The 18,939-nt window shown below is 63.1% G+C and carries 17 protein-coding genes; 11 read left to right on the forward strand and 6 right to left on the reverse strand.

Annotated features, from left to right (window positions below):
- Positions 1-25 precede the first annotated feature (25 nt).
- From HHJ18_RS05255 to HHJ18_RS05285, 7 genes are all read left to right on the forward strand, one after another.
- Positions 26-1,996: a site-specific recombinase gene (locus tag HHJ18_RS05255; protein WP_296912309.1), complete on the forward strand. Its 1,971-nt coding sequence runs from the start codon at positions 26-28 to the stop codon at positions 1,994-1,996.
- A 203-nt stretch (positions 1,997-2,199) separates the two neighbouring features.
- Positions 2,200-3,459 carry a cation:proton antiporter gene (locus tag HHJ18_RS05260; protein WP_296912311.1) on the forward strand — a complete coding sequence of 420 codons (1,260 nt, stop codon included), beginning with the start codon at positions 2,200-2,202 and terminating at the stop codon, positions 3,457-3,459.
- Complete coding sequence (locus tag HHJ18_RS05265) at positions 3,449-4,588, forward strand: YbdK family carboxylate-amine ligase (protein ID WP_296912314.1); 1,140 nt, start codon at positions 3,449-3,451, stop codon at positions 4,586-4,588. The genes HHJ18_RS05260 and HHJ18_RS05265 overlap by 11 nt, the downstream gene beginning before the upstream one ends.
- A gap of 44 nt (positions 4,589-4,632) precedes the next feature.
- Positions 4,633-5,619, forward strand: coding sequence for a thiamine-phosphate kinase (gene thiL, locus HHJ18_RS05270; RefSeq protein WP_296912317.1), 987 nt, complete (start codon positions 4,633-4,635; stop codon positions 5,617-5,619).
- A gap of 18 nt (positions 5,620-5,637) precedes the next feature.
- Positions 5,638-6,198, forward strand: a complete 561-nt coding sequence (locus HHJ18_RS05275; RefSeq protein ID WP_296912320.1) for a phosphatidylglycerophosphatase A — start codon at positions 5,638-5,640, stop codon at positions 6,196-6,198.
- Positions 6,198-6,716 (forward strand): CinA family protein, encoded by a 519-nt coding sequence (locus HHJ18_RS05280; protein WP_296912323.1) that lies wholly within the window; start codon positions 6,198-6,200, stop codon positions 6,714-6,716. Before HHJ18_RS05275 ends, HHJ18_RS05280 begins: the two co-directional genes overlap by 1 nt.
- 197 nt (positions 6,717-6,913) lie before the next feature.
- The gene (locus tag HHJ18_RS05285; RefSeq protein ID WP_296912326.1) at positions 6,914-7,462 is read left to right on the forward strand and encodes a methyltransferase domain-containing protein; all 549 of its coding nucleotides are present in this window, start codon (positions 6,914-6,916) and stop codon (positions 7,460-7,462) included.
- A gap of 44 nt (positions 7,463-7,506) precedes the next feature.
- Here the strand turns inward: HHJ18_RS05285 and HHJ18_RS05290 are convergent, their stop codons facing one another.
- From HHJ18_RS05290 to HHJ18_RS05315, 6 genes are read right to left on the reverse strand one after another with little or no spacing between them, the layout of a single operon-like run.
- Entirely contained in the window at positions 7,507-8,310 is an 804-nt protein-coding gene (locus HHJ18_RS05290; RefSeq protein WP_296912328.1) for an alpha/beta fold hydrolase, read from the reverse strand.
- A gap of 9 nt (positions 8,311-8,319) precedes the next feature.
- On the reverse strand, positions 8,320-9,036 hold the full coding sequence (locus HHJ18_RS05295; protein ID WP_296912331.1) for an ABC transporter ATP-binding protein: 717 nt from the start codon (positions 9,034-9,036) through the stop codon (positions 8,320-8,322).
- Complete coding sequence (locus tag HHJ18_RS05300; RefSeq protein WP_296912334.1) at positions 9,026-9,766, reverse strand: ABC transporter ATP-binding protein; 741 nt, start codon at positions 9,764-9,766, stop codon at positions 9,026-9,028. The genes HHJ18_RS05295 and HHJ18_RS05300 overlap by 11 nt, the downstream gene beginning before the upstream one ends.
- Positions 9,763-10,740, reverse strand: a complete 978-nt coding sequence (locus HHJ18_RS05305) for a branched-chain amino acid ABC transporter permease (protein ID WP_296912336.1) — start codon at positions 10,738-10,740, stop codon at positions 9,763-9,765. The genes HHJ18_RS05300 and HHJ18_RS05305 overlap by 4 nt, the downstream gene beginning before the upstream one ends.
- Entirely contained in the window at positions 10,737-11,597 is an 861-nt protein-coding gene (locus tag HHJ18_RS05310; RefSeq protein WP_296912338.1) for a branched-chain amino acid ABC transporter permease, read from the reverse strand. Before HHJ18_RS05310 ends, HHJ18_RS05305 begins: the two co-directional genes overlap by 4 nt.
- 39 nt (positions 11,598-11,636) lie before the next feature.
- Positions 11,637-12,878 carry an ABC transporter substrate-binding protein gene (locus tag HHJ18_RS05315; protein ID WP_296912340.1) on the reverse strand — a complete coding sequence of 414 codons (1,242 nt, stop codon included), beginning with the start codon at positions 12,876-12,878 and terminating at the stop codon, positions 11,637-11,639.
- Between the two features lie 212 nt (positions 12,879-13,090).
- Between HHJ18_RS05315 and HHJ18_RS05320 the strand changes: the two genes are divergently transcribed.
- The 4 genes from HHJ18_RS05320 (at position 13,091) to dinG (ending at position 18,913) form a co-directional block, all read left to right on the forward strand.
- Positions 13,091-13,771 carry a GntR family transcriptional regulator gene (locus HHJ18_RS05320; RefSeq protein ID WP_296912342.1) on the forward strand — a complete coding sequence of 227 codons (681 nt, stop codon included), beginning with the start codon at positions 13,091-13,093 and terminating at the stop codon, positions 13,769-13,771.
- 56 nt (positions 13,772-13,827) lie between these two features.
- Positions 13,828-15,345 carry an aldehyde dehydrogenase gene (locus tag HHJ18_RS05325; protein WP_296912343.1) on the forward strand — a complete coding sequence of 506 codons (1,518 nt, stop codon included), beginning with the start codon at positions 13,828-13,830 and terminating at the stop codon, positions 15,343-15,345.
- 34 nt (positions 15,346-15,379) lie between these two features.
- Complete coding sequence (locus HHJ18_RS05330) at positions 15,380-16,228, forward strand: alpha/beta fold hydrolase (RefSeq protein WP_296912345.1); 849 nt, start codon at positions 15,380-15,382, stop codon at positions 16,226-16,228.
- A 519-nt stretch (positions 16,229-16,747) separates the two neighbouring features.
- Complete coding sequence (gene dinG / locus HHJ18_RS05335) at positions 16,748-18,913, forward strand: ATP-dependent DNA helicase DinG (RefSeq protein WP_296912348.1); 2,166 nt, start codon at positions 16,748-16,750, stop codon at positions 18,911-18,913.
- Positions 18,914-18,939 lie beyond the last annotated feature (26 nt).

Genomic DNA, 18,939 nt, shown 5'->3' on the forward strand with positions numbered 1-18,939 from the left:
TGAACCCACTGCATTGCCAGCGCCGATGAGAGACCTTGCAGCGCTGCTGAGGGAGCTAGACCCGGCGGCCGACGTGGCGCAGCGCCATGTCTGGCTGATCAGGCTGTTTCAGTGGATACGCGGCGACCAGCGCTCAGCCTCAGCGGCGGTGGCGCGGGTGCAGGCCTTCATCGAAGCGGTGCAGATGCAGCCCGAGTTGCAGGCGCGGCTGCAGACTTGGTGGCATCAGCTGGCGCACAGCGTGGACATCACCCCCTTGCTGGCTGATTTTGGTTTTGCGCCGCGCACCGCTTTTGTCAGTGAACTGGCCGAACGGCTGCGCCGCAAGTTGCTGCCGGGCACGCCGGACACGCTGGATGCTTCGGAGCTGTTTCCGCTGGTGGCGTCCACGCGTTTCGATATGCAGTGGATGGGCGCGCTGGGCGAGCCGCAAGTCAGCCAGCTGGTGCTGCTGCTGTCGGCGCACCCCGTGCAGGACGCACTGCACTGGCAAAACATGCTGGTGGACGCGCTGACCTACTGCACCGCGCAAATCCGCGCCACCGGTTTTGCGCCCGAGCTCAGGCTGCGGATGGACGGCAGCTTGCCGAGCGCGCGCGCCTTTCATGCGCTGCCCGCCGACATCGATGAATTGCGCAGCGCGTTTTTCGGCGCCGAGCACGACGAGGCGCGACTGCAAGCCGCCCTCTCGCAGTACCGCGCGCGCCTCGATGCCTGTCGCCAGGCCATCAATAGCATTTATGCGCATCTGGAAGAAAACGGCGTCTCGCTGGGCATGGTGTTTCGCCTGCGCCAGTTGCGCGAGCGCATGCTGCGGGTGCGGGAATTGCTCGACAGCCTGACCTCGCCCAAGCCCGCCATGGCCGCGCTCAAGCTGCTGGTGCGCCGCGTCAGCACCGCGCAGGAGATGAAAAGCATAGGCGCGCTGATCAGCGCCAATTCCACGCTGCTGTCGGCCAAGATGGCCGAGCGCAGCGCTGAAACCGGCGAGACCTACATCACCCGCACCAAAGGCGAATACCGGGAAATGCTCGGCAAGGCGATGGGCGGCGGCGCCGTCACGGCCTTCACCACGCTGCTCAAGTTCATGGTCGTGGGCGTCGGCCTGTCGGCCTTCTGGGGCGGCTTCTGGTCCGGCGTGGCCTATGCCGCAACCTTCATCGTGATCCAGCTGCTGCATTTCACGCTCGCCACCAAGCAGCCCGCCATGACGGCGCCCGCCATGGCGGCCAAGCTCAAGGACATGGATTCCGCCGAAGCCAGCCATACGGTGGAGCCGTTTGTCGATGAGGTCACGCACCTGGTGCGCTCCCAGGTGGCTGCGGTGCTGGGCAATGTCTTGATGGTGGTGCCTGCGGTACTGCTGATCAACGCGCTGATCGAACTGCTGCTGGGCCGCCCGATGATAGGTAACGATCAGGCCCGCCATGTGCTGGCCAGCCTGACGTTGCTGGGACCGACGCTGCTGTGGGCGGCTTTTACCGGCGCCATCCTGTTTGCCGCCAGCGTGATTGCCGGCTGGACCGAAAACTGGTTTGTGCTGCACCGGCTGGATTCGGCGATACGCCACAACCCGCGCTTTACCGCCGTGCTGGGCGCCGAACGTGCGGCGCGCTGGTCCGCCTTCATGCGCAACAATATCTCTGGCTTTGCCTCCAATATTGCGCTGGGTTTCATGCTTGGCCTGATTCCGGCGTTCACCGGTTTCTTTGGCGTCGAGCTCGAAGTGCGTCACGTCACGCTGTCGACCGGGCAACTGGCCGCGGCTGCGGCCTCGCTCGGCCTGGAGGCCTTGCGCCAACCCGCGATCTGGTGGTGTATGGCCGCCATTCCGCTGATTGGTGCCCTCAACCTGGGCGTAAGTTTTTACCTGGCGTTTCGCCTGGCGCTGCAAGCCCACAACGTCAGCAGGCTGGACCGCGCCCGCATTCGGGCTGCCATCTGGGCGCGCTGGCGCGGCCATCCGCGCAGTTTTTTCATGCCCGAGCGGGCGTGATTGCCGCCTCCGTTGTCGCCCGGGATCTTTGCCCTTGTCCTACAGTCATACGGGAATAATGGATGTAAATTAAAGCAACGCTTTGTTGTATCTGCAAACAAGCATTGGGCGCCGCGCTATAACGGCTGGTTACTCCAACAGCAGCCCTGCCCGACCAAACCCCATGACTACAGCAGTCATGACCTCTTTGGAGACACTCCCTCATGAATGAAATTTTGGCCATTTGGGCCGAATGGATCAAACCATCGGCCGGATTGCCTACCGTGCAGTGGTCGATCTTGCTAGCGCTGGCCGCCGCTGCCGGTCATCTGCTCAACCGCTACACCGGACTGCCCAAGGTGGTGGGCTATTCGATGGTTGGCGCCTTCGCCGGGCTGGCCGGTTTCAGCGGCGCGGTCTGGCCCTTGCAGGGCATCGGGCTGTTTTTGCTGGAGCTCGGCGTCGCCGTGGTGCTGTTTGAAGCCGGCGGCCGCATCCCGCTGCGCTGGTTTCGCCACAACCCGATGGTGCTGGTGCAAAGTCTGGCCGAATCGACGCTGACTTTCCTGTTGGTGTACTGGGTTCTCAGCAAACTGGGCATGCGCGATATGGTGGCCGAATCGCTCGCGCTGCTGGCCATGGCCGCGTCGCCGGCGGTGCTTTCACGGGTGGTCATCGACACACAAGCCGCAGGCCCGGTGACCGAGCGCGCGCTGGTGCTGTCCACCCTCAGCACCCTGTACGCACTGACGCTTTGCAGCGCGCGCGCCGGCATGCTGCCGCGCGGCGAGTCCGACCTGTCCGGCACGCTCTACCCGGTGCTGGTGGTGCTCGGTTTGTCGGTAGTGGTGGGCGCCGCTCTGGCGCTCACGCTGCGCACCGCGCTGCGCGTCATGAGTCCGGCCAGCGAGAACACCGCCATCTTGCTGCTGGCCATGATTGCCGCTGGCGCCGCGCTGGCGGCCAACTTTGGCGGCTCGGCGCCGCTGGCAGCGCTGCTGGGCGGCATGCTGCTCAAGCAACTCAATCCGCGCCCCTGGTCCTGGCCCCGGCAAATGGGCACGGCCTCGTCCATGCTCACCATGCTGATGTTTGTGCTGGTCTCGGTGGTGGCGGCGCAGGCCGACTGGAGCCGCCCGGTGGCGGGCCTGGTGCTGGCGCTGGTGCTAGCGCGCATGTTGGCCAAAATTACCGGCGTGGCCATCGGCAATGTCGGCAGCGGCGCCAGCTGGAAGCAGGCCTTGTGGGTCGGCTGCGCCATGTCACCGATGTCGTCGGTGGCGCTGCTGCTGGTGTCGCAGTACGTGGCGGCTTCCGGGCCGCTCGGGCGTCAGATGGCCAGCGTTGCCCTGCCCGCGATTTTGCTGATGGAACTGCTCGGTGCGGTGTTGGCCACCGTGGCCATCTACGGCGCCGGCGAAAGCTCTAAACCCTGGGCGCCTTTAAGCCGCAGCCCTTCTACCGGACCCGTTCATGAGTCTTGAACCGTTTCAGAAATCTGCCGCCTTGTCGCTAGGCGTTGAGCTGGAGTTGCAGCTCGTCAACACGCACGACTACGACCTTGCCCCCTACGCCGAAGACATGCTGCGCCTGATGGCCAAGGTGCCGCTGCCCGGTGCCGTGGTACCCGAGATGACATCGAGCATGATTGAAATTTCCACCGGCGTGTGCCACTCGTCGTCCGAAGTGCTGGGCCAGCTTTCGCAGATCCGCGATGCGCTGGTCAAAAGCGCCGACAAGCTCAATATTGCCGTGGTCGGCGGCGGCACGCACCCGTTCCAGCAGTGGCACGAGCGGCGCATTTATGACAAGCCGCGCTTTCGCGAGCTGTCCGAGCTATACGGCTACCTGTCCAAGCAGTTCACCATTTTTGGCCAGCATGTGCATGTGGGCTGCCCTGACGCCGACACGGCACTGCTGACCCTGCACCGCATGTCGCGTTACATTCCGCATTTCATCGCCCTGTCGGCCTCCAGCCCGTATGTGCAGGGGCAAGACACGGCGTTTGACTCGGCGCGGCTTAATTCGGTGTTTGCCTTTCCGCTGTCGGGCCGCGCGCCGTTTGCGCTGACGTGGGACGAGTTCACCGTCTTCTTCGACAAGATGACGCACACTGGCGTGGTCAAGAGCATGAAAGATTTTTACTGGGACATCCGGCCCAAGCCGGAGTTTGGCACTATAGAGATCCGCGTTTTTGACACCCCTTTGACGGTCGAGCGCGCCACCGCGCTGGCCGGCTTCGTGCAGTCGCTGGCCTCATGGTTCATGCACGAGCAGCCCTTCATGCCAAGCGAAGACGACTATCTGGTCTATACCTACAACCGTTTTCAGGCCTGCCGTTTCGGCCTGGACGCGGTCTATGTGGACCCGGCCAACGGCGGCCACATGCCGCTGCGCGAGCACATTCTCCTGACCATGAGCCAGATCGAGCGGCACGCCGCCAGCGTAGGCGCCAGCGCAGGCATCCACCTGCTGCGCAGCAGCGTTGAGCGCGGCGAGAACGACGCCCGCTGGCTGCGCGAAAAACAGGGCGAAGAACACCTGCTGGCCGAAGTCATCCGCCAGGCGGCCGAACGCTTTCGCGGCGGCGTGACGCACACGCAGCAGCGCTGATCAGCGCGATCAGATGCAGCCGCGCTGCCTGTATGCTCAGCGCCATGGGTGAATTTGACCTGATCGCACGGTACTTCACGCGCCCCACACGGCGCGCAGCGCTGGGTGTGGGCGACGACTGCGCGCTCTTGCTGCCGGCGCCCGGCACGCAGCTGGCCATCTCCAGCGACATGCTGGTGCAGGGCCGGCACTTCTTCGCCGATGTGGATCCGTTCACGCTGGGCCACAAGGCGCTGGCCGTGAACCTGAGTGACCTCGCCGCCTGCGGCGCCCAACCCTTGGCCTTCACACTGGCGCTGGCCTTGCCGCAAGCCGATGAGGCCTGGCTGGCGCCGTTTTCGCGCGGCCTGCTGGCGCTGGCCGACGCCCACGGCTGCGAGCTGGTGGGCGGCGACACCACGCAAGGCCCGCTGAACATCTGCATCACGGTGTTTGGCGAAGTGCCCGTCGTGCAAGGCAAGAGCCAGGCGCTGCTGCGCTCGGGCGCGCGCGCCGGCGACGATATCTATGTCAGCGGCACACTGGGCGATGCCCGACTGGCGCTGGAAGCGCTGCGCGGCACGCTGACCTTGCCCGCCGCTGCGCTGGCGCAAGCCCGGCGCCGGCTGGAGCAACCGACACCACGCGTCGCGCTCGGCCAGGCGCTGCGCGGTGTGGCGTCTGCAGCGATTGACGTGAGTGATGGCCTGCTCGGCGATCTGCGCCACATCCTGCGCGCCAGCGCCGTGGGCGCCACCCTGAATACCTCGGTTGCTATTACTTTAATAGCTGCTTGCGCCCGTCCTGATTGGGCTACAGCCATTATTTCTTCCGAAAAACAGCTGGACTACGTGCTCGCGGGTGGCGACGACTACGAGCTGGCCTTCACGGCGCCTGCCTCGGCGCGCCAGGCCGTGCAGGCCGCAGCGCGTCAGGCCGACACGCCGCTCACCCGCATCGGCCACATCGACGCCGAAGCCGGCCTGCGGCTGATGGATGCGGCAGGCAAAGCCGTCACCCGCAGCTTCTCTTCATTCGACCACTTCGCCTGAACCCGACTGAACCCGACCATGACCGACACCCCCTTGGCCCCAGCGCCATCCGGCAGCGCGCCGCGCCGCGCCACGGCGCGCTTCATGCTGGCGCACCCGGCGCACCTCATGGCCTTGGGTTTTGGCTCCGGCCTGAGCCCGCTTGCCCCCGGCACTGTCGGCACGCTGTGGGCCTGGCTGTCGTTTCTGCTGCTGCAGCGCTGGCTGTCGCCGGCCGGCATCGGCTGGCTCATCGCGCTGTCGATTCCCGTGGGCTGGTGGGCATGCACGGTGACGGCCAAACACATGCGCGTGCTCGACCCCGGCAGCATCGTCTGGGACGAGGTGGTGGCATTCTGGCTGGTGTTGTGGCTGGTCATGCCGACCGGTTTCTGGGGTCAAGTGATCGCGTTTGGCCTGTTTCGCTACTTTGACGCGGCAAAACCTGGCCCGGTCGGCTGGGCCGACCGCCTGTCGCACGGCGTCAATCCCACCACCGACCGCCACGCCTGGACCTGGGCCGGCTTTGGCATCATGGCTGACGACCTGGTGGCCGCCGGCTGCACGCTGCTGGTGATCGCCCTGTGGAGGTTCATGTGATGTCAACGCTATCAAAATCAGAGCTACTTACGTCCGAGTTGTATGGGCTAGTGGCCGATTTGGCCTATTTTCTGCAGAAAAACGACTGGCAGCTGACCTGCGCCGAAAGCTGCACCGGCGGCCTGATTGCAGCGGCCTGCACCGAGCTGGCCGGCTCCAGCAAGTGGTTCGAACGCGGCTTTGTCAGCTATTCCAACGCCGCCAAGACCGAACTGCTGGGCGTCGATGCAGCACTGATTGAGCGCCACGGCGCCGTCAGCGAAGAAGTGGCACGGGCCATGGCGCAAGGCGCCATCAGCCGCTCGCACGCGCAAGTGGCGCTGGCAGTCACCGGCGTGGCCGGCCCGAGCGGCGGCAGCGCCGCCAAACCGGTCGGCACGGTCTGGTTCGGCTGGGCCACGCCCGCCGGCATCGTCACTGAAATGCGCCGCTTCGACGGCGACCGCCGCCACGTGCGCCAAGCTGCGATGCTGCATGCGCTGGAGCGACTGCTGGCCCTGATCAGACCAGCTATTTAAGTAACATCAGGCCGTAACCCTTTCGGGACGGGTGCCTCTTGCTATTATTTAAATAGCAGTTGTTGCCAGTTGGCGAAAATATGCCAAGTTTATACAAAACATATCCAGCATCTGACAGGTGCAAACGCTGCGGTCCTGCGCCCGCAGCGCAAGAACCTCGGAGCGCCCGGAATATACAGCGGGGTGCATACTGAGTCATGTTTGCTTTCTTTTCGCACCTGCTGAAAACACCTCAACTGACGGGTGCGGTCGCGCCCTCGTCACGCCATCTGGCTTCGGCCATGGTTCGGGCTATCGGCGAGGTACGCCATGTCGTGGAACTGGGCGCCGGCACCGGCCCTGTCACCAAGGAGTTGCGCAGACGGCTGCCCAACGCCTCCTTGGTGGCGGTCGAACTGCAGCCCAGGCTGGCGCGCCAGCTCAGAAGCAGGTTCTTGGGGCTGGACGTGCGTGAAGACCTGGCTAACGAGGTGCTTGACGGCCTGGCCTACCCCGAGCCGGAGGCGGTGGCGGTGGTGTCCAGCCTGCCCTTTCGCTCGCTTCCGCAGGACATGCGCGAGGTCACGACGGCCAGCATTGAGCAGTTTTTACGCCGAATCCCCGGCTCCAAGCTGGTGCAGTTCACCTACCAGCCGCGCCCACCCTTTCAGGCATCGGCGGATTTTCGCTGGCACAAGACCTGCTCGGTGTGGCGCAATGCTCCTCCGGCGGGGGTGTGGGTGCTGCAAAGCCTGGCTACCGGCTGAGCGTCGCGCGCGCGCCGTCGCCGGAGTCCACATTGGAAATGGCACTACTGCTCAAGCCACTCCAGCAGCAGCTGATTGAACCTGGCGGGTTGCTCCATGAGGAAAAAATGGCTCGCGTCGGCGAATATTTCGGCCTTCGCGTGGGGCAAGCCGGCGACCAGCGCTCGCGTCGCGGTGAGCGAGCAAATCGGATCACTGTCACCCCCCATCACCAGTGTCGGCTGCCCGATGCGGTGCAGATCGGCCAGTGTGTTGTGCTGCTGACAGGCTTCGTTTTGCCGGCTGTAGCACGCCGGCAGCCGGGTCTCGCCGCCGAGCAGCTTTTCGATGGCGGCCACGCGCTCCGGATACTGGTTAAAAAAGCCGGCAGAAACAAAGTTTTGTACCGAATGCCGGGCATGGTCGGCCCAGCTTTTGCGCCACTCCAGCGCCTCACGCATGTTCTGCAGCACGCGCCGGCCCAGCGGGTCAAGTTGCGCAAATGAGGCGCACAACGCAAGCGACAAAACGCGCTGCGGCGCCATCAGCGCCATATGCTGGGCCACTGCGCCGCCCATGGACCGACCGACCACATGCGCACGGTCTACCTTGCAATGGTCCATCAGCTGCAAGGTGTCCATTGCCAGATCCTGCGTGCTGATTGGCTCATCGATCTGCGTGCTCTGGCCGGCGCCGCGGTTGTCGAAGGCAATCACGCGGTGGCGGTGGCGCAGCAGTTCAATCTGCGCCAGCCATGCCGTGTAGTCCCCGGCCAGCCCGTGGATCAGCACGACCGGCGTGCCGGTGCCGACCTCCAGGTAGCGTAATTGGTAGCGCCCGATCGGGGCCTGCTTGAGGACGAGGTCCATGATGACTTTCTATTCCACGCCGAGGTGGCTGTGCAGGGCTGACTGCTGGTCCTGAAAATCCTCACGCGTGCCGGCAAAGACGACGCGGCCGGTGTTGAGCAGCACGACATCGTCGGCCACCTTCATTGCCAGGCCCAGGTTCTGCTCCACCAGCACCATGGCGATATGTTGTTTCAGGCTTGCCAGCACCTCGCCCAATTCGCGCACGATTTGCGGCGCCAGGCCTTCCGAGGGCTCGTCCAGCAAGAGGACGCGCGGGTTGGTCATCAGGCCGCGGCCGATGGACAGCATCTGCTGCTCGCCACCAGACAGACTGCTGGCCAGCTGATGCTGCCGCTCTTTCAGGCGCGGGAACATGGCGAACACATCGTCGCGCGCCCAGTGCCGCGCATGGCCTGCGGCGGTCGGGCGCGCCGCGACATCAAGGTTTTCTTTCACCGTCAGGCTGGCGAAGACGCGCCGACCCTGTGGCACCAGACCGATCCCGGCGCGGCAGATGCGCTCTGGTGTCAGCTTGTCGATCGCCTGGCCATCCAGCAGGATGCGGCCGGAGCGCGGCGGCAGAAAACCGATGATGGAACTGATGCAGGTTGTTTTGCCAGCGCCATTGCGGCCCAGCAGCGCCAATAAGCGGCCTGGCTGCAAGTTCAGGCTGAGGTCGTGCAGCACGTGGCTGTCGCCGTAAAACGCGTTGACCTTTTCCAGCGACAGCAAGCTAGTGGCCAAGGTAAATCTCCCGGGTGCGTGGATCGTTCACCACTTCTTGCCGCGTGCCGGCCAAAATTACCTCGCCGTGGTGCAACAGGGTGATGCGGTCGGCAAAAGCCAGCGCGACCTCCATGTCGTGCTCGATCATCAGGATGGTGATGGAGCGGTCGATGTTGCGCAGCAGCGCTGTGATGGTCTCGCGCTCTTCAGACGACAGACCGGCCAGCGGCTCGTCCAGCAGCAACACCTTGGGCTCTTGGGCCAGCGCCATCGCGATCTCCAGACGACGCTTTTCGCCGTAGGAAGTCTGCTCAAGCGGCCAATAGGCCTTGTCAGCGAGGCCGACAGATTGCAGCACCTGCATGGCCCGGACCGATAGCGTCTTTTCCTGATCGAAAGAGCCCCAGTGCCGGTGCCGCAGCGTCGACTTTCCCAGCAGCGCCAGCTTGACGTTGTGCAGCAGGTGGTCGCGCCCGAATAGCGTCACGATCTGGTAGGTGCGGGCCAGGCCCAGTTGCGCCCGGGTTGCCGTGGACGACTTCGTGACCGGCTTGCCAAGCAGCGTGATGCTGCCGGCGCTAGCGGCCAGGTCGCCGGCAATCAGATTGAACAGCGTGGTCTTGCCGGCGCCGTTAGGGCCGATCAGCAGATGCCGCTCGCCTTGTTCAACCCGCAGGTCGACCGAGCGCGTGACATGCAGCCCGCCAAAAGACTTGCACAGCCGGTTGATTTCGACGACGGCAGTCATGGCACATCCTTGACAGGGACCGGACTGGCGCCGATGGATTTTGCGGGGGCGCTAGCGAACCGGCGCAGCCGGGCCAGGCCGGCGACGATGCCGCCCGGTACAAACAGCACGATGAAGATGAAGACGAAGCCCAGCAGCATGATCCAGCGGTCTATGTAGGCGCTGGCCACGTTTTTCAGCAGCAAGACCAGGGCCGCGCCCACCACCGGGCCGCTCAGCGTGCCGGCGCCGCCAGCAATCACCATCAGCAGCATCTCTGCCGAATTGGCCAGCGACAGGCTATGCGGGCTGATGAACTGATGGTAGTAAACATACATCAGCCCGGCCACCGCGCCGAAGAAGCCGCTGACAACGAATGTGCACCAACGGATCAGCCAGACGTTGAAGCCAAGCGCGCTCATGCGGCGCGGCTGGTCCTTGGTGCCGCTTATGCTGGCGCCAAAAGGCGATTGCACCCAGACCGTGATGGCGCCCCAGACCAGCAGAAAAACCAGCAAGGTGAAGTAGTAGAAATAGTTGGCGTTGCCCAAATTGATGCCGAAGGGGCTGGGCCGGGTCAAGCCCGAGATGCCGTTGTCGCCACCGGTCACGCTGGTCCAGCGATAGGCCAGACCCCAGAGGATTTGCCCCAGCGCCAAAGTGATCATCAAAAAGCTGATGCCGGCGGCGCGCAGGGCGATCAAACCGAAAAGAGCGGCCATTGCGGTGGTAACCGCCAACGCCATGCCGGCCGAGGCCAGATGGCCCCACCCCAGGTGAACCATCAGCCAGCCGCTGGTGTAGGCCGACAGGCCCAAGTAGCCAGCGTGCCCCAGCGAAACCAGACCGGCATAACCCACCAGCAGGTTCAGGCTGAGCGCGAACAGGGCCGCGATCAGCACCTGGCTGGCGAGATTGGTGTAGTAGATACCGCCGGTCAGAAAAGGCAGGCACAGCATCACACCGATAAAAACAATGCACAGGGCGCGTTTCACGCAGTGATCCTTCCGAACAAGCCCTGCGGCCTGACGGCCAAGATGACGACCATGGGCAAGAACAGGATGATGTAGGCCAGATCAGGAAAAAGCACCTGACCGAAGCTGTAAACAAAACCGATGAGAAAGCTGCCGACGAAAGCGCCGGCCAGGCTGCCCAGACCGCCCAGAATCACGACGACCAGCGCCAGCGGAAGCATGTCCGCGTCCAGCCCCGGGTAGACAGACAAGATAGGCGCAGCAATCACGCCGCCAATGCCCGCCAGCGCGGTGCCCAGGACAAACACCACGCTAAACAGGCGCGAGGCCGGCACGCCAATGCCCTGCGCCATCTGCCGGTCATCGACACTGGCGCGAATCATCACGCCCAGACGGGTCTTGTCCAGCAGCAGCCACAGGCCCAGCGCGATGACGATGCTGAAACCCACTACGGCCAGGCGGTACAGCGGGAAGGTCAGTCCCATTAGTTGCACGCCGCCCGACAATAAGGCGGGCGCCGACACCGGACGCGGGTCTCCGCCCCACAGCCAGAGACTGCCGTCAGAAATGACAAAAGCTACGCCCAAGGTGGCCAAAACCTGCGACAGGCTGTTGCCGGCAAGCCGGCGCAGCACGAAGAATTCGACAACACCGCCCAGGATGCCGACACCCAGTCCGGCGGCCAGCAGCGCCACACCGAAACCGAAACCACGGTCCAGCATGGCCAGGCCGATGTAGGCGCCCAGCATGAAATAGGCGCCGTGCGACAAGTTGGCGATGCGCATCAGGCCGAAGATCAGCGAGAAGCCCGCGGCCAGGGTGAACAGTACGCCGCCCAGCGCCAGGCTATTCAGGCTCTGGATGAACCAAAAGGACATGCGATTACTCCGGATCGGTTGGGTCGGCCAAGTCTCTGTTTACTTTTCAATGTTGCTGGCTGGCGGGTAGTCGCGGGCGTAGACCGGTTTGCTCAGGAAGTCCTTGGTGTTGTAGGTCCAGAACTGGCTCACGCCCGGGTAGGTCTTGACCACGCTGTTGACGAGCTTGCCGCCCACGCGCTCAACCTTCCGCACATGGATATCCATCACCGGGTTGCCCAGCGCATCCAGGCTGACTTTGCCGCGCGGATCGTTGGCCAGTTGCACCTTGCGCAAGGCGGCCATGAAAGCGGGCTTGTCTTCGATCTTGCCTTTGACGTCCTTGAGGGCCTGTTCCAGCATCAAGGCGGCGCCGTAAGCGCCCATGGAGTAATAACCCGGGTCTTGCTGGTAGTCGCGGTTCATGGCGGCGACAAACTTCTTGTTGTCTGCGTTGGGCAGGCTGGCCGTGTACCAGCCCGAGGAGATCACGCCCAAAGCCTCATCGCCCATGGACTTCAATATGCCCTCGTCGACGGTGGTCATGGCGCCCAGCACCGGGATCTTGCCCTTGAGGCCGTATTCGTTGTACTGCTTGAGGAACTTGATGCCGTTGCCGCCGGCAAAGGCCGCGAACACCGCGTCCACGTTGGGCTTGATCTGGCTGATGTAGGTGCCGTAGTCGGCCACGTTCAAAGGTGCCCAGAGCTTTTGCACCACCTTGCCACCGCCCTCCTCAAAGGTGCGCTGGAAGCCGGCGGCGATCTCGTGGCCAAAGGCGAAGTCGTCGGCAATGATGGCGATGCGCTTGTATTTCAGCTCGCGCGCGGCGTATTCACCCAACGCATGGCTGGGCTGGGCCGAGGTGCCAACGGCACGCACGAACCAGGGGTTGGGTTTGCGCTGCGTCAGGTCTTCGGCGGCGGCCGACGGGGAGATGATCGGGGTTTCGGTGCTGCGGATGTAGTCGTCGATGGCCAGCGCCTCGAAGGCAGCTAGCGGGCCAATGATGACCTGGACCTTGTTTTTTTCGACCAGTTCCTGCGCCTTGGTCTTGGTGATCGCCGGCTGGCCGCCGGTATCGCCCACCACCAGTTCCACCTGGCGGCCGGCAATCATGTTATTGCGCTCCTTCAGGAACAGGCGCAGACCGTCTTCCATCTGCTTGCCACCGGCGGCCAGGGCACCCGATTTGATGGTCAGGAAGCCCACCCGGATCGGCTCGGCCGCATAAACCGCCACGCTCAGCCCCGCCAGCAGCAGGCCAGAGGCGATGGATCGGGAAAGAACATTAAGAATCATGGTTGTCTCCTTGGTGTGGCAAGTTTCATGTACATTTTGTGATCATGATATATTACAAATTCTTCATAGGTCAACAATACAAAGTGGTTTAGAGACGGGCCTAAGGGAAATCACCAATGAAAAACAAAGAATTTTAAATAAGTGGGCGGCTTTTGCGTTTTTCTAATATATTAGCAACGGATAAAAACTTGATTAGTGATATTCTGAAAACCATGACATCGCCCGAATCGCCTCCTCCCGCCCCCGGTACTCGCCTGCTGCGCGAAACGGTTTACGAGCAGTTGCGCGCCGACATGATGGGCTGCAAGCTGGCGCCGGGAACCGAGATGCGCGAGGCAGAGTTGGCGGCGCGCTTTAACCTCAGCAAGTCGCCGGTGCGTGATGCCCTGATGCGGCTGGAGCGCGAAGGCCTGGTGATCTCTCTGCCCCGTCAGGGCTACCGCGTGGCGCCGGTGTCTCTCACTGACGTGCTCGACATGTTCCACCTGCGTGCCGCACTGGAGCGGGCCTGTGTCGAGCGCATCGTTTTGCATGCCAGTGACGCGCAACTTCAAGAGCTCGACTGCTTTCGTGATTTCGACGCCTCCGCCCGGGGCGGCGGCTTTATTGCTTTCAACCGCGCTTTTCACCGGCAAATCGCAGAACTGGGCGGCAACGCGCGCATGCGCGACCAGCTTCTCGACCTGATTGACTTGCTTGAACGCGCCGTGAAAGTCAGCGTGGCGCACATCAAAAATGGCGACCCTCAGATGCTGGTCAGCGAACATGCCCAATTGATCGACGCGCTGCAGGCGCGCGACGTCAAGCGGGCGCAGCGGCTGGCTGAGCAGCACGTCGTCAGCGCCGGCAAGCGCGTGAACAGCGCTATTTCCAAAAGCCTGATCGCGGGCTAGACCGCCTTTTACTGTCTTTTAACGTATTTCTTCGTCTTTTATTCAAGAGGATATTCATGACAAACAGCCAAAGCCCAGACGTACACGGCCTGTTCATTGATGGACGCGAAGTGGCGGCGACACGCGCCGAACTGCTCGACGTGATCAACCCGGCCACCGGTGAATTGCTGGCCCAGATCAGCCACGCCAGCGACGCTGACGTGGACAAGGCCGTGCGCAGCGCTGAAGCGGCTTTTCACAGCCATGAGTGGGCCAGCATGTCCAATCGCACACGCGCCCGGCTAATCAACAAGCTGGCCGATGTGTTCGAGGCCAATCTCGATGAGATGTATCAGTTGGAGACCGCCAACAACGGTCGTTCACTCAATGAGACGCGCGCCCAGATCTCCCGACTGCCAGATTTCTTTCGCTACAACGCCGGCCTGGCCATTGCCCGGCGCGACTCGGTGATTCCGGTGGAAGGCAACTATCTGAACTACACAGTGCGCTCTCCGATCGGCGTGGTCGGCAATTCCACGCCTTTCAACCATCCGCTCATGATCATGGTCAAGAGCCTGGCACCGACGCTGGCCTCGGGTTGCACTACCGTCGTCAAGCCTTCGGAGTACACGCCACTGACAACGCTGCGGCTGGCCCAGTTGTTCAGCGAAGCAGGTCTTCCGCCGGGCTGCTTCAATGTAATTACTGGCCTGGGTCCGACCACCGGCAAGGCCCTGGCAGAGCATCCGGGGCTGGCTAAATGGGTGCTGACGGGCGGGACGGAAGCCGGCCGCATCACCGGGGCGCTGGCGGGCAGCAACTTCGCGCATCAGACGCTGGAGTTGGGCGGTAAGACGCCGGTGCTGGTGTTTGACGACTTCGATGTCGAGCAGGCCGTCAACTACGCTGCCTTCGGCGGCTTCATAGGCGCCGGCCAGACCTGCATTTGCGGCAGCCGCCAGATTGTGCAAGACAAGGTGTATGACGAGTTTGTCGAACGCCTGGCGGCCAAGGCCAAGTCCATCCGCATTGGCAATCCCGCCGATCCTTCCGTGCAACTGGGTCCTGTGGTGTCTGCGCGCCAGCAGAAGCGGGTGCTGGATTACATCCGCATCGGGCTGGAGGAAGATAAAGCCAGGCTGGTGGCGGGCGGCAAGGTGCCGATCGATCCGGCGCTTCAACGCGGATTTTTTGTCGAACCCACCGTGTTTGCCGACGTCACGCCGCGCATGCGCATTTTTCAGGAAGAAGTGTTTGGCCCCTTCGTCTCCGTCACCCGGTTCAGCACCGAAGCCGAAGGGCTGGCGCTGGCCAACGATTCACCATTCGGCCTGGCCGGCGCCATCCGCACCAACGACATCACCCGCGCGCACCGCGTGGCGGCCAGGCTCAAATGCGGCATTGTCTGGATTAACGACCACCACCGGCTTGACCCGGCCTCGCCCTGGGGCGGCATCAAGGACTCGGGCATCGGCCGCGAGTGCGGCACCGAATCGTTCGACCAGCATTTCGAGACCAAGAGTGTGATGGTTCGCCTCGACGACGCGCCTTTCGACTGGTACAAAGACACGGCTACGCAGGCGCGCCTGAACTAAACATCCGGCTCACCCGAACCCAAAAAGGATCACCATGCATACAGCGACTCATACGGCTACTTTTTCGCCGTCCAAACTCAGGGATGTCAGTGTCACCGTCGGCGCCAAGCGCCTGAGCGCCATGATTGCCAACAGTAGCCACAAAAGCAACCCGCCCATCATTCTGTTTCATTCGCTGCTCGCCGACCATTCCAGTTTTGACCGTATCACCGGGCCGCTAAGCCAGAGCCACGACGTTGTGGCACTAAAACTGCCGGGCTTCGCCGGCTCTGACTTTGTCGGCGCCGGTCTGGCTGACATCGCCGACCACATCGCGGCCGCAATCAAGGCGCTTGGCCTTCAGCAGGCGATTTTTCTGGGCAACGGCTACGGTGGCTTTGTTGCGCTGCAGACCGCGATACGCCATCCCGGCATCGCCGCGCGGCTGGTGCTGGCCGATTGCGGCGCAGTGTTTTCCGATATTGGGCGCGCCGCTTTCCGCGCCATGTCGGCAGCGGCCAAGGAAAAGGGTTTGGCGGCCGTCGCCGATGTAGCTATGCGCAGACTGTTTGCGCCTGAGTTCCAGCAGCAACACCCAGAGCTGATTGAGGAGCGCAAGCAACGGTTTTTGGCGTTGGATCCTGTCACCTTCCATGGTGCCTGCGACGCGTTGGCGTCCCTGGACCTGCGGCCGCAGCTGAAAGTTGTCGATGTGCCGGTGCTGGTATTGGTGGGCGAGCAGGACGAGGCCACGCCGCCGGCCATGTCGCGCGAACTGGCCAGCGGCCTGCCCGATGCCGAGCTGGTGGTCCTGGCCGGTTGCGCCCATGTACCGCAACTGCAGGCGCCCGAGGTCTTCGTTGCTGCGATCCGCGCCTTCATTGACGCCAAGGTGTCGGTCTGAGCGCGCCATGGCGACAAAGCGCGGGTGAGTTCACTGGCGCGAATTACCATCGCCGACGTTCAGCCTATGGTCGTATCGCGGGTGCGGAACTTCCTGCAGGAATGATTGGTTCGACAAGGGCCCCCTGGTCATTGAAGCGCGGCTCGTCGATGGCCTGAGCGGCCGTTTTGCCCACGGGGATCATCTGTCTCTGGCCGATCTGACGCTAGTCTGGCATGTGACGGGCTCCCGCCTGTTTGACTGCGATGGGAGCGACGCGCCACGGTTAACGCGCATTGTCGAAAACTGCATGAAACTCGACGCCTTTGCTCGGGCGCATCCACTTGCTCAGCCCGGAGCGCCCGCAAGGCCATATCAGCGGGTGACATCAGTATCAGGTGTGCGTGGACATGGGCAGGTCGTGTCTCAGGTCAGGTCATCGTCATCAATAATCAGCTGATGAGTTTGTCCGCAACATCCCCCGCACCTCAGCCGCCTCAGCCGGTGCCCTCAGCAATTTCTTTCGCCGGAAGCTCTGCCGTGCTACCCGCGTATGCGTCCGAAAGCGGCATTGATCCTGAGCTGCTGGAAACGGCCCGCGTCCGCCTGGAGCTGCTGTATGGCGAGGTCGCCGCTGATTGGCCCGGCTTCATCGCGCGCCCCGGGCAATACCAGATGATGCAGGCTTGCCTGCTGACCTTCCTGTCAGCCAAAGCGCCCGACGACGAGCACCGCACGGGCAACAACCTGGCGCAACTCGAAGCCGGTACGGGGACGGGCAAGACAGTGGCTTACTGCCTCGCCGCGATTGTGGCGTCAGAGCTGCTCAAAAAAACCGTCATCGTCTCTACCGCCACCGTGGCTCTGCAGGAGCAGTTGTTCCATAAAGACCTGCCGCGCCTGGCCCAGATCATTCCAGAATTGCGTTACGACATCCTCAAGGGCCGTGCCCGCTACGTCTGCGAAAGCCGCCTCGAAGGCGTAATCAACGATCCGACGCAGGACAGCCTGCTCACCGGTGAATTCCAAGAAGTCTTTGCCGATTCCCGCCGGCAAGCCAAGGGCATCCCGCGTGATCGGGCGGAAGCGATGCGCTGGTTCAAGAGCAGCGCCAAAAAGCTGCAATCCGGCGCATGGGACGGTGACATCGACAGTCTGGGCCAGCCGCCCGATGGCGAAGACTGGCGCCAGGTGCAAGCCAACGCCCATGCCTGCAATGGCGGGCAATGCGAACACTTCAGAAGCTGTGCCTTCTTCAAAGCCAGGCGCCAGGCCGCCAGCGCCACCCTGCAGGTGGCTAACCATGCGCTAATCCTCGCCACCCTGCAAACCGACAGCACCCTGATCGACCCGGGCAATACCCTGTTTGTGTTTGACGAGGCCCACCACCTCCCCGGCATCGCGGGAGACCAGTTCTCTTACCGCGCCCGCCTAGGCACCAGCGTCAAGCTGCTGACCAGCCTGCGCACCGTGGCGCTTCGCCATAGCCGCGTGCTGCCTGCTTCCACCCGGCCAGACCCGGTGGCCTTTGCGCAGCTCATCACAGCATGCACTGACAAACTGGCCATGCTGGAGAGCTACTGGCGCGAGGCCCAACTCGTCACTGCCGATAAGGCCGTTCACCGCTTTCCCCACGGCCGGATACCCGAAGCCTTGATTCCTGAATGCGAGCAGCTCGCCGCGCTCTTGCGCGCCATCGTTTCGGTGGTCTCCAGCATCGCTGCTGCATTGATGGAACCCGACGAATCCCGATCGTCTTCCGTGCGCGAGGAGCTAAGCCGTGCCGGCGTCGAGATGGGCGTCTACCTCTCACGATTGAAGACCTTGGGAAACTTATTAAGTGCCTGGGCCACCCACGACAAGGTGCCGTGGGCCAAGTGGTTGGAGTGGGCCGAGGACGCGGGCGCTGCCACCCCCGATGCATGGCTGTGTGCCAGCCCGATGACGGCCGCCCAAGTCTTGTCGAAAAACCTGTGGAGATCTGTCAGCGCCGCCGTCTGCACCTCAGCCACGCTGACGGCCTGCGGCAGCTTCGACTTCTTTGACCGCCTGAGCGGCTTGAATCGCTTTGCCAAACGCCGCGCGCTGATCGTAACGTCGCCGTTTGACTACGCCACCCAAGGGGAGTTGCGCATCGCCCCCATGAAGCACTCGCCCAAAAGCCCCGATTTTTCAGACGAGCTTTGCGAAAAGCTCCCCGAACTGCTGCGCGAGCACCACCATGGGCAACTGGTGCTGTTCACGTCCAGGCGCCAGATGCAGGCCTGCCACGCCGCCCTGCCCAAGGACTTGCTGGGCCAGGTGCAGATGCAAGGCGTCCAGTCTCGCACGGAACTGCTGAAGGAACACGACCGGCGCGTACTGGCGGGCGGGCGCAGCATCATCTTTGGCCTGCAATCCTTCGGCGAAGGCATCGATTTGCCCGGCCAACTTTGCGAGCATGTGGTCATCGACAAGCTGCCCTTCTCTCCACCGAACTCTCCGGTCGAAGAAGCCCTAGCCGAGTGGTTGGGCACGCAAGGGCGTGACCCCTTCACCGAACTGTCCGTGCCACGCGCAGGCATGAAGCTGGCGCAATGGGCCGGACGCGGTGTTCGCACCGTGACTGATCGGGCGGTAATCACGGTTTGCGACACCCGATTGGTCACGATGCGCTACGGTCAGGCGATTTTGGCGGGATTGCCGCCGTTCCCACTTGTGCGGTAGCAGACTGCAGCCAGTTACCTTGGGCC

Source organism: Polaromonas sp. (assembly GCF_012927455.1).
Taxonomy (GTDB): Bacteria; Pseudomonadota; Gammaproteobacteria; order Burkholderiales; family Burkholderiaceae_C; genus Polaromonas.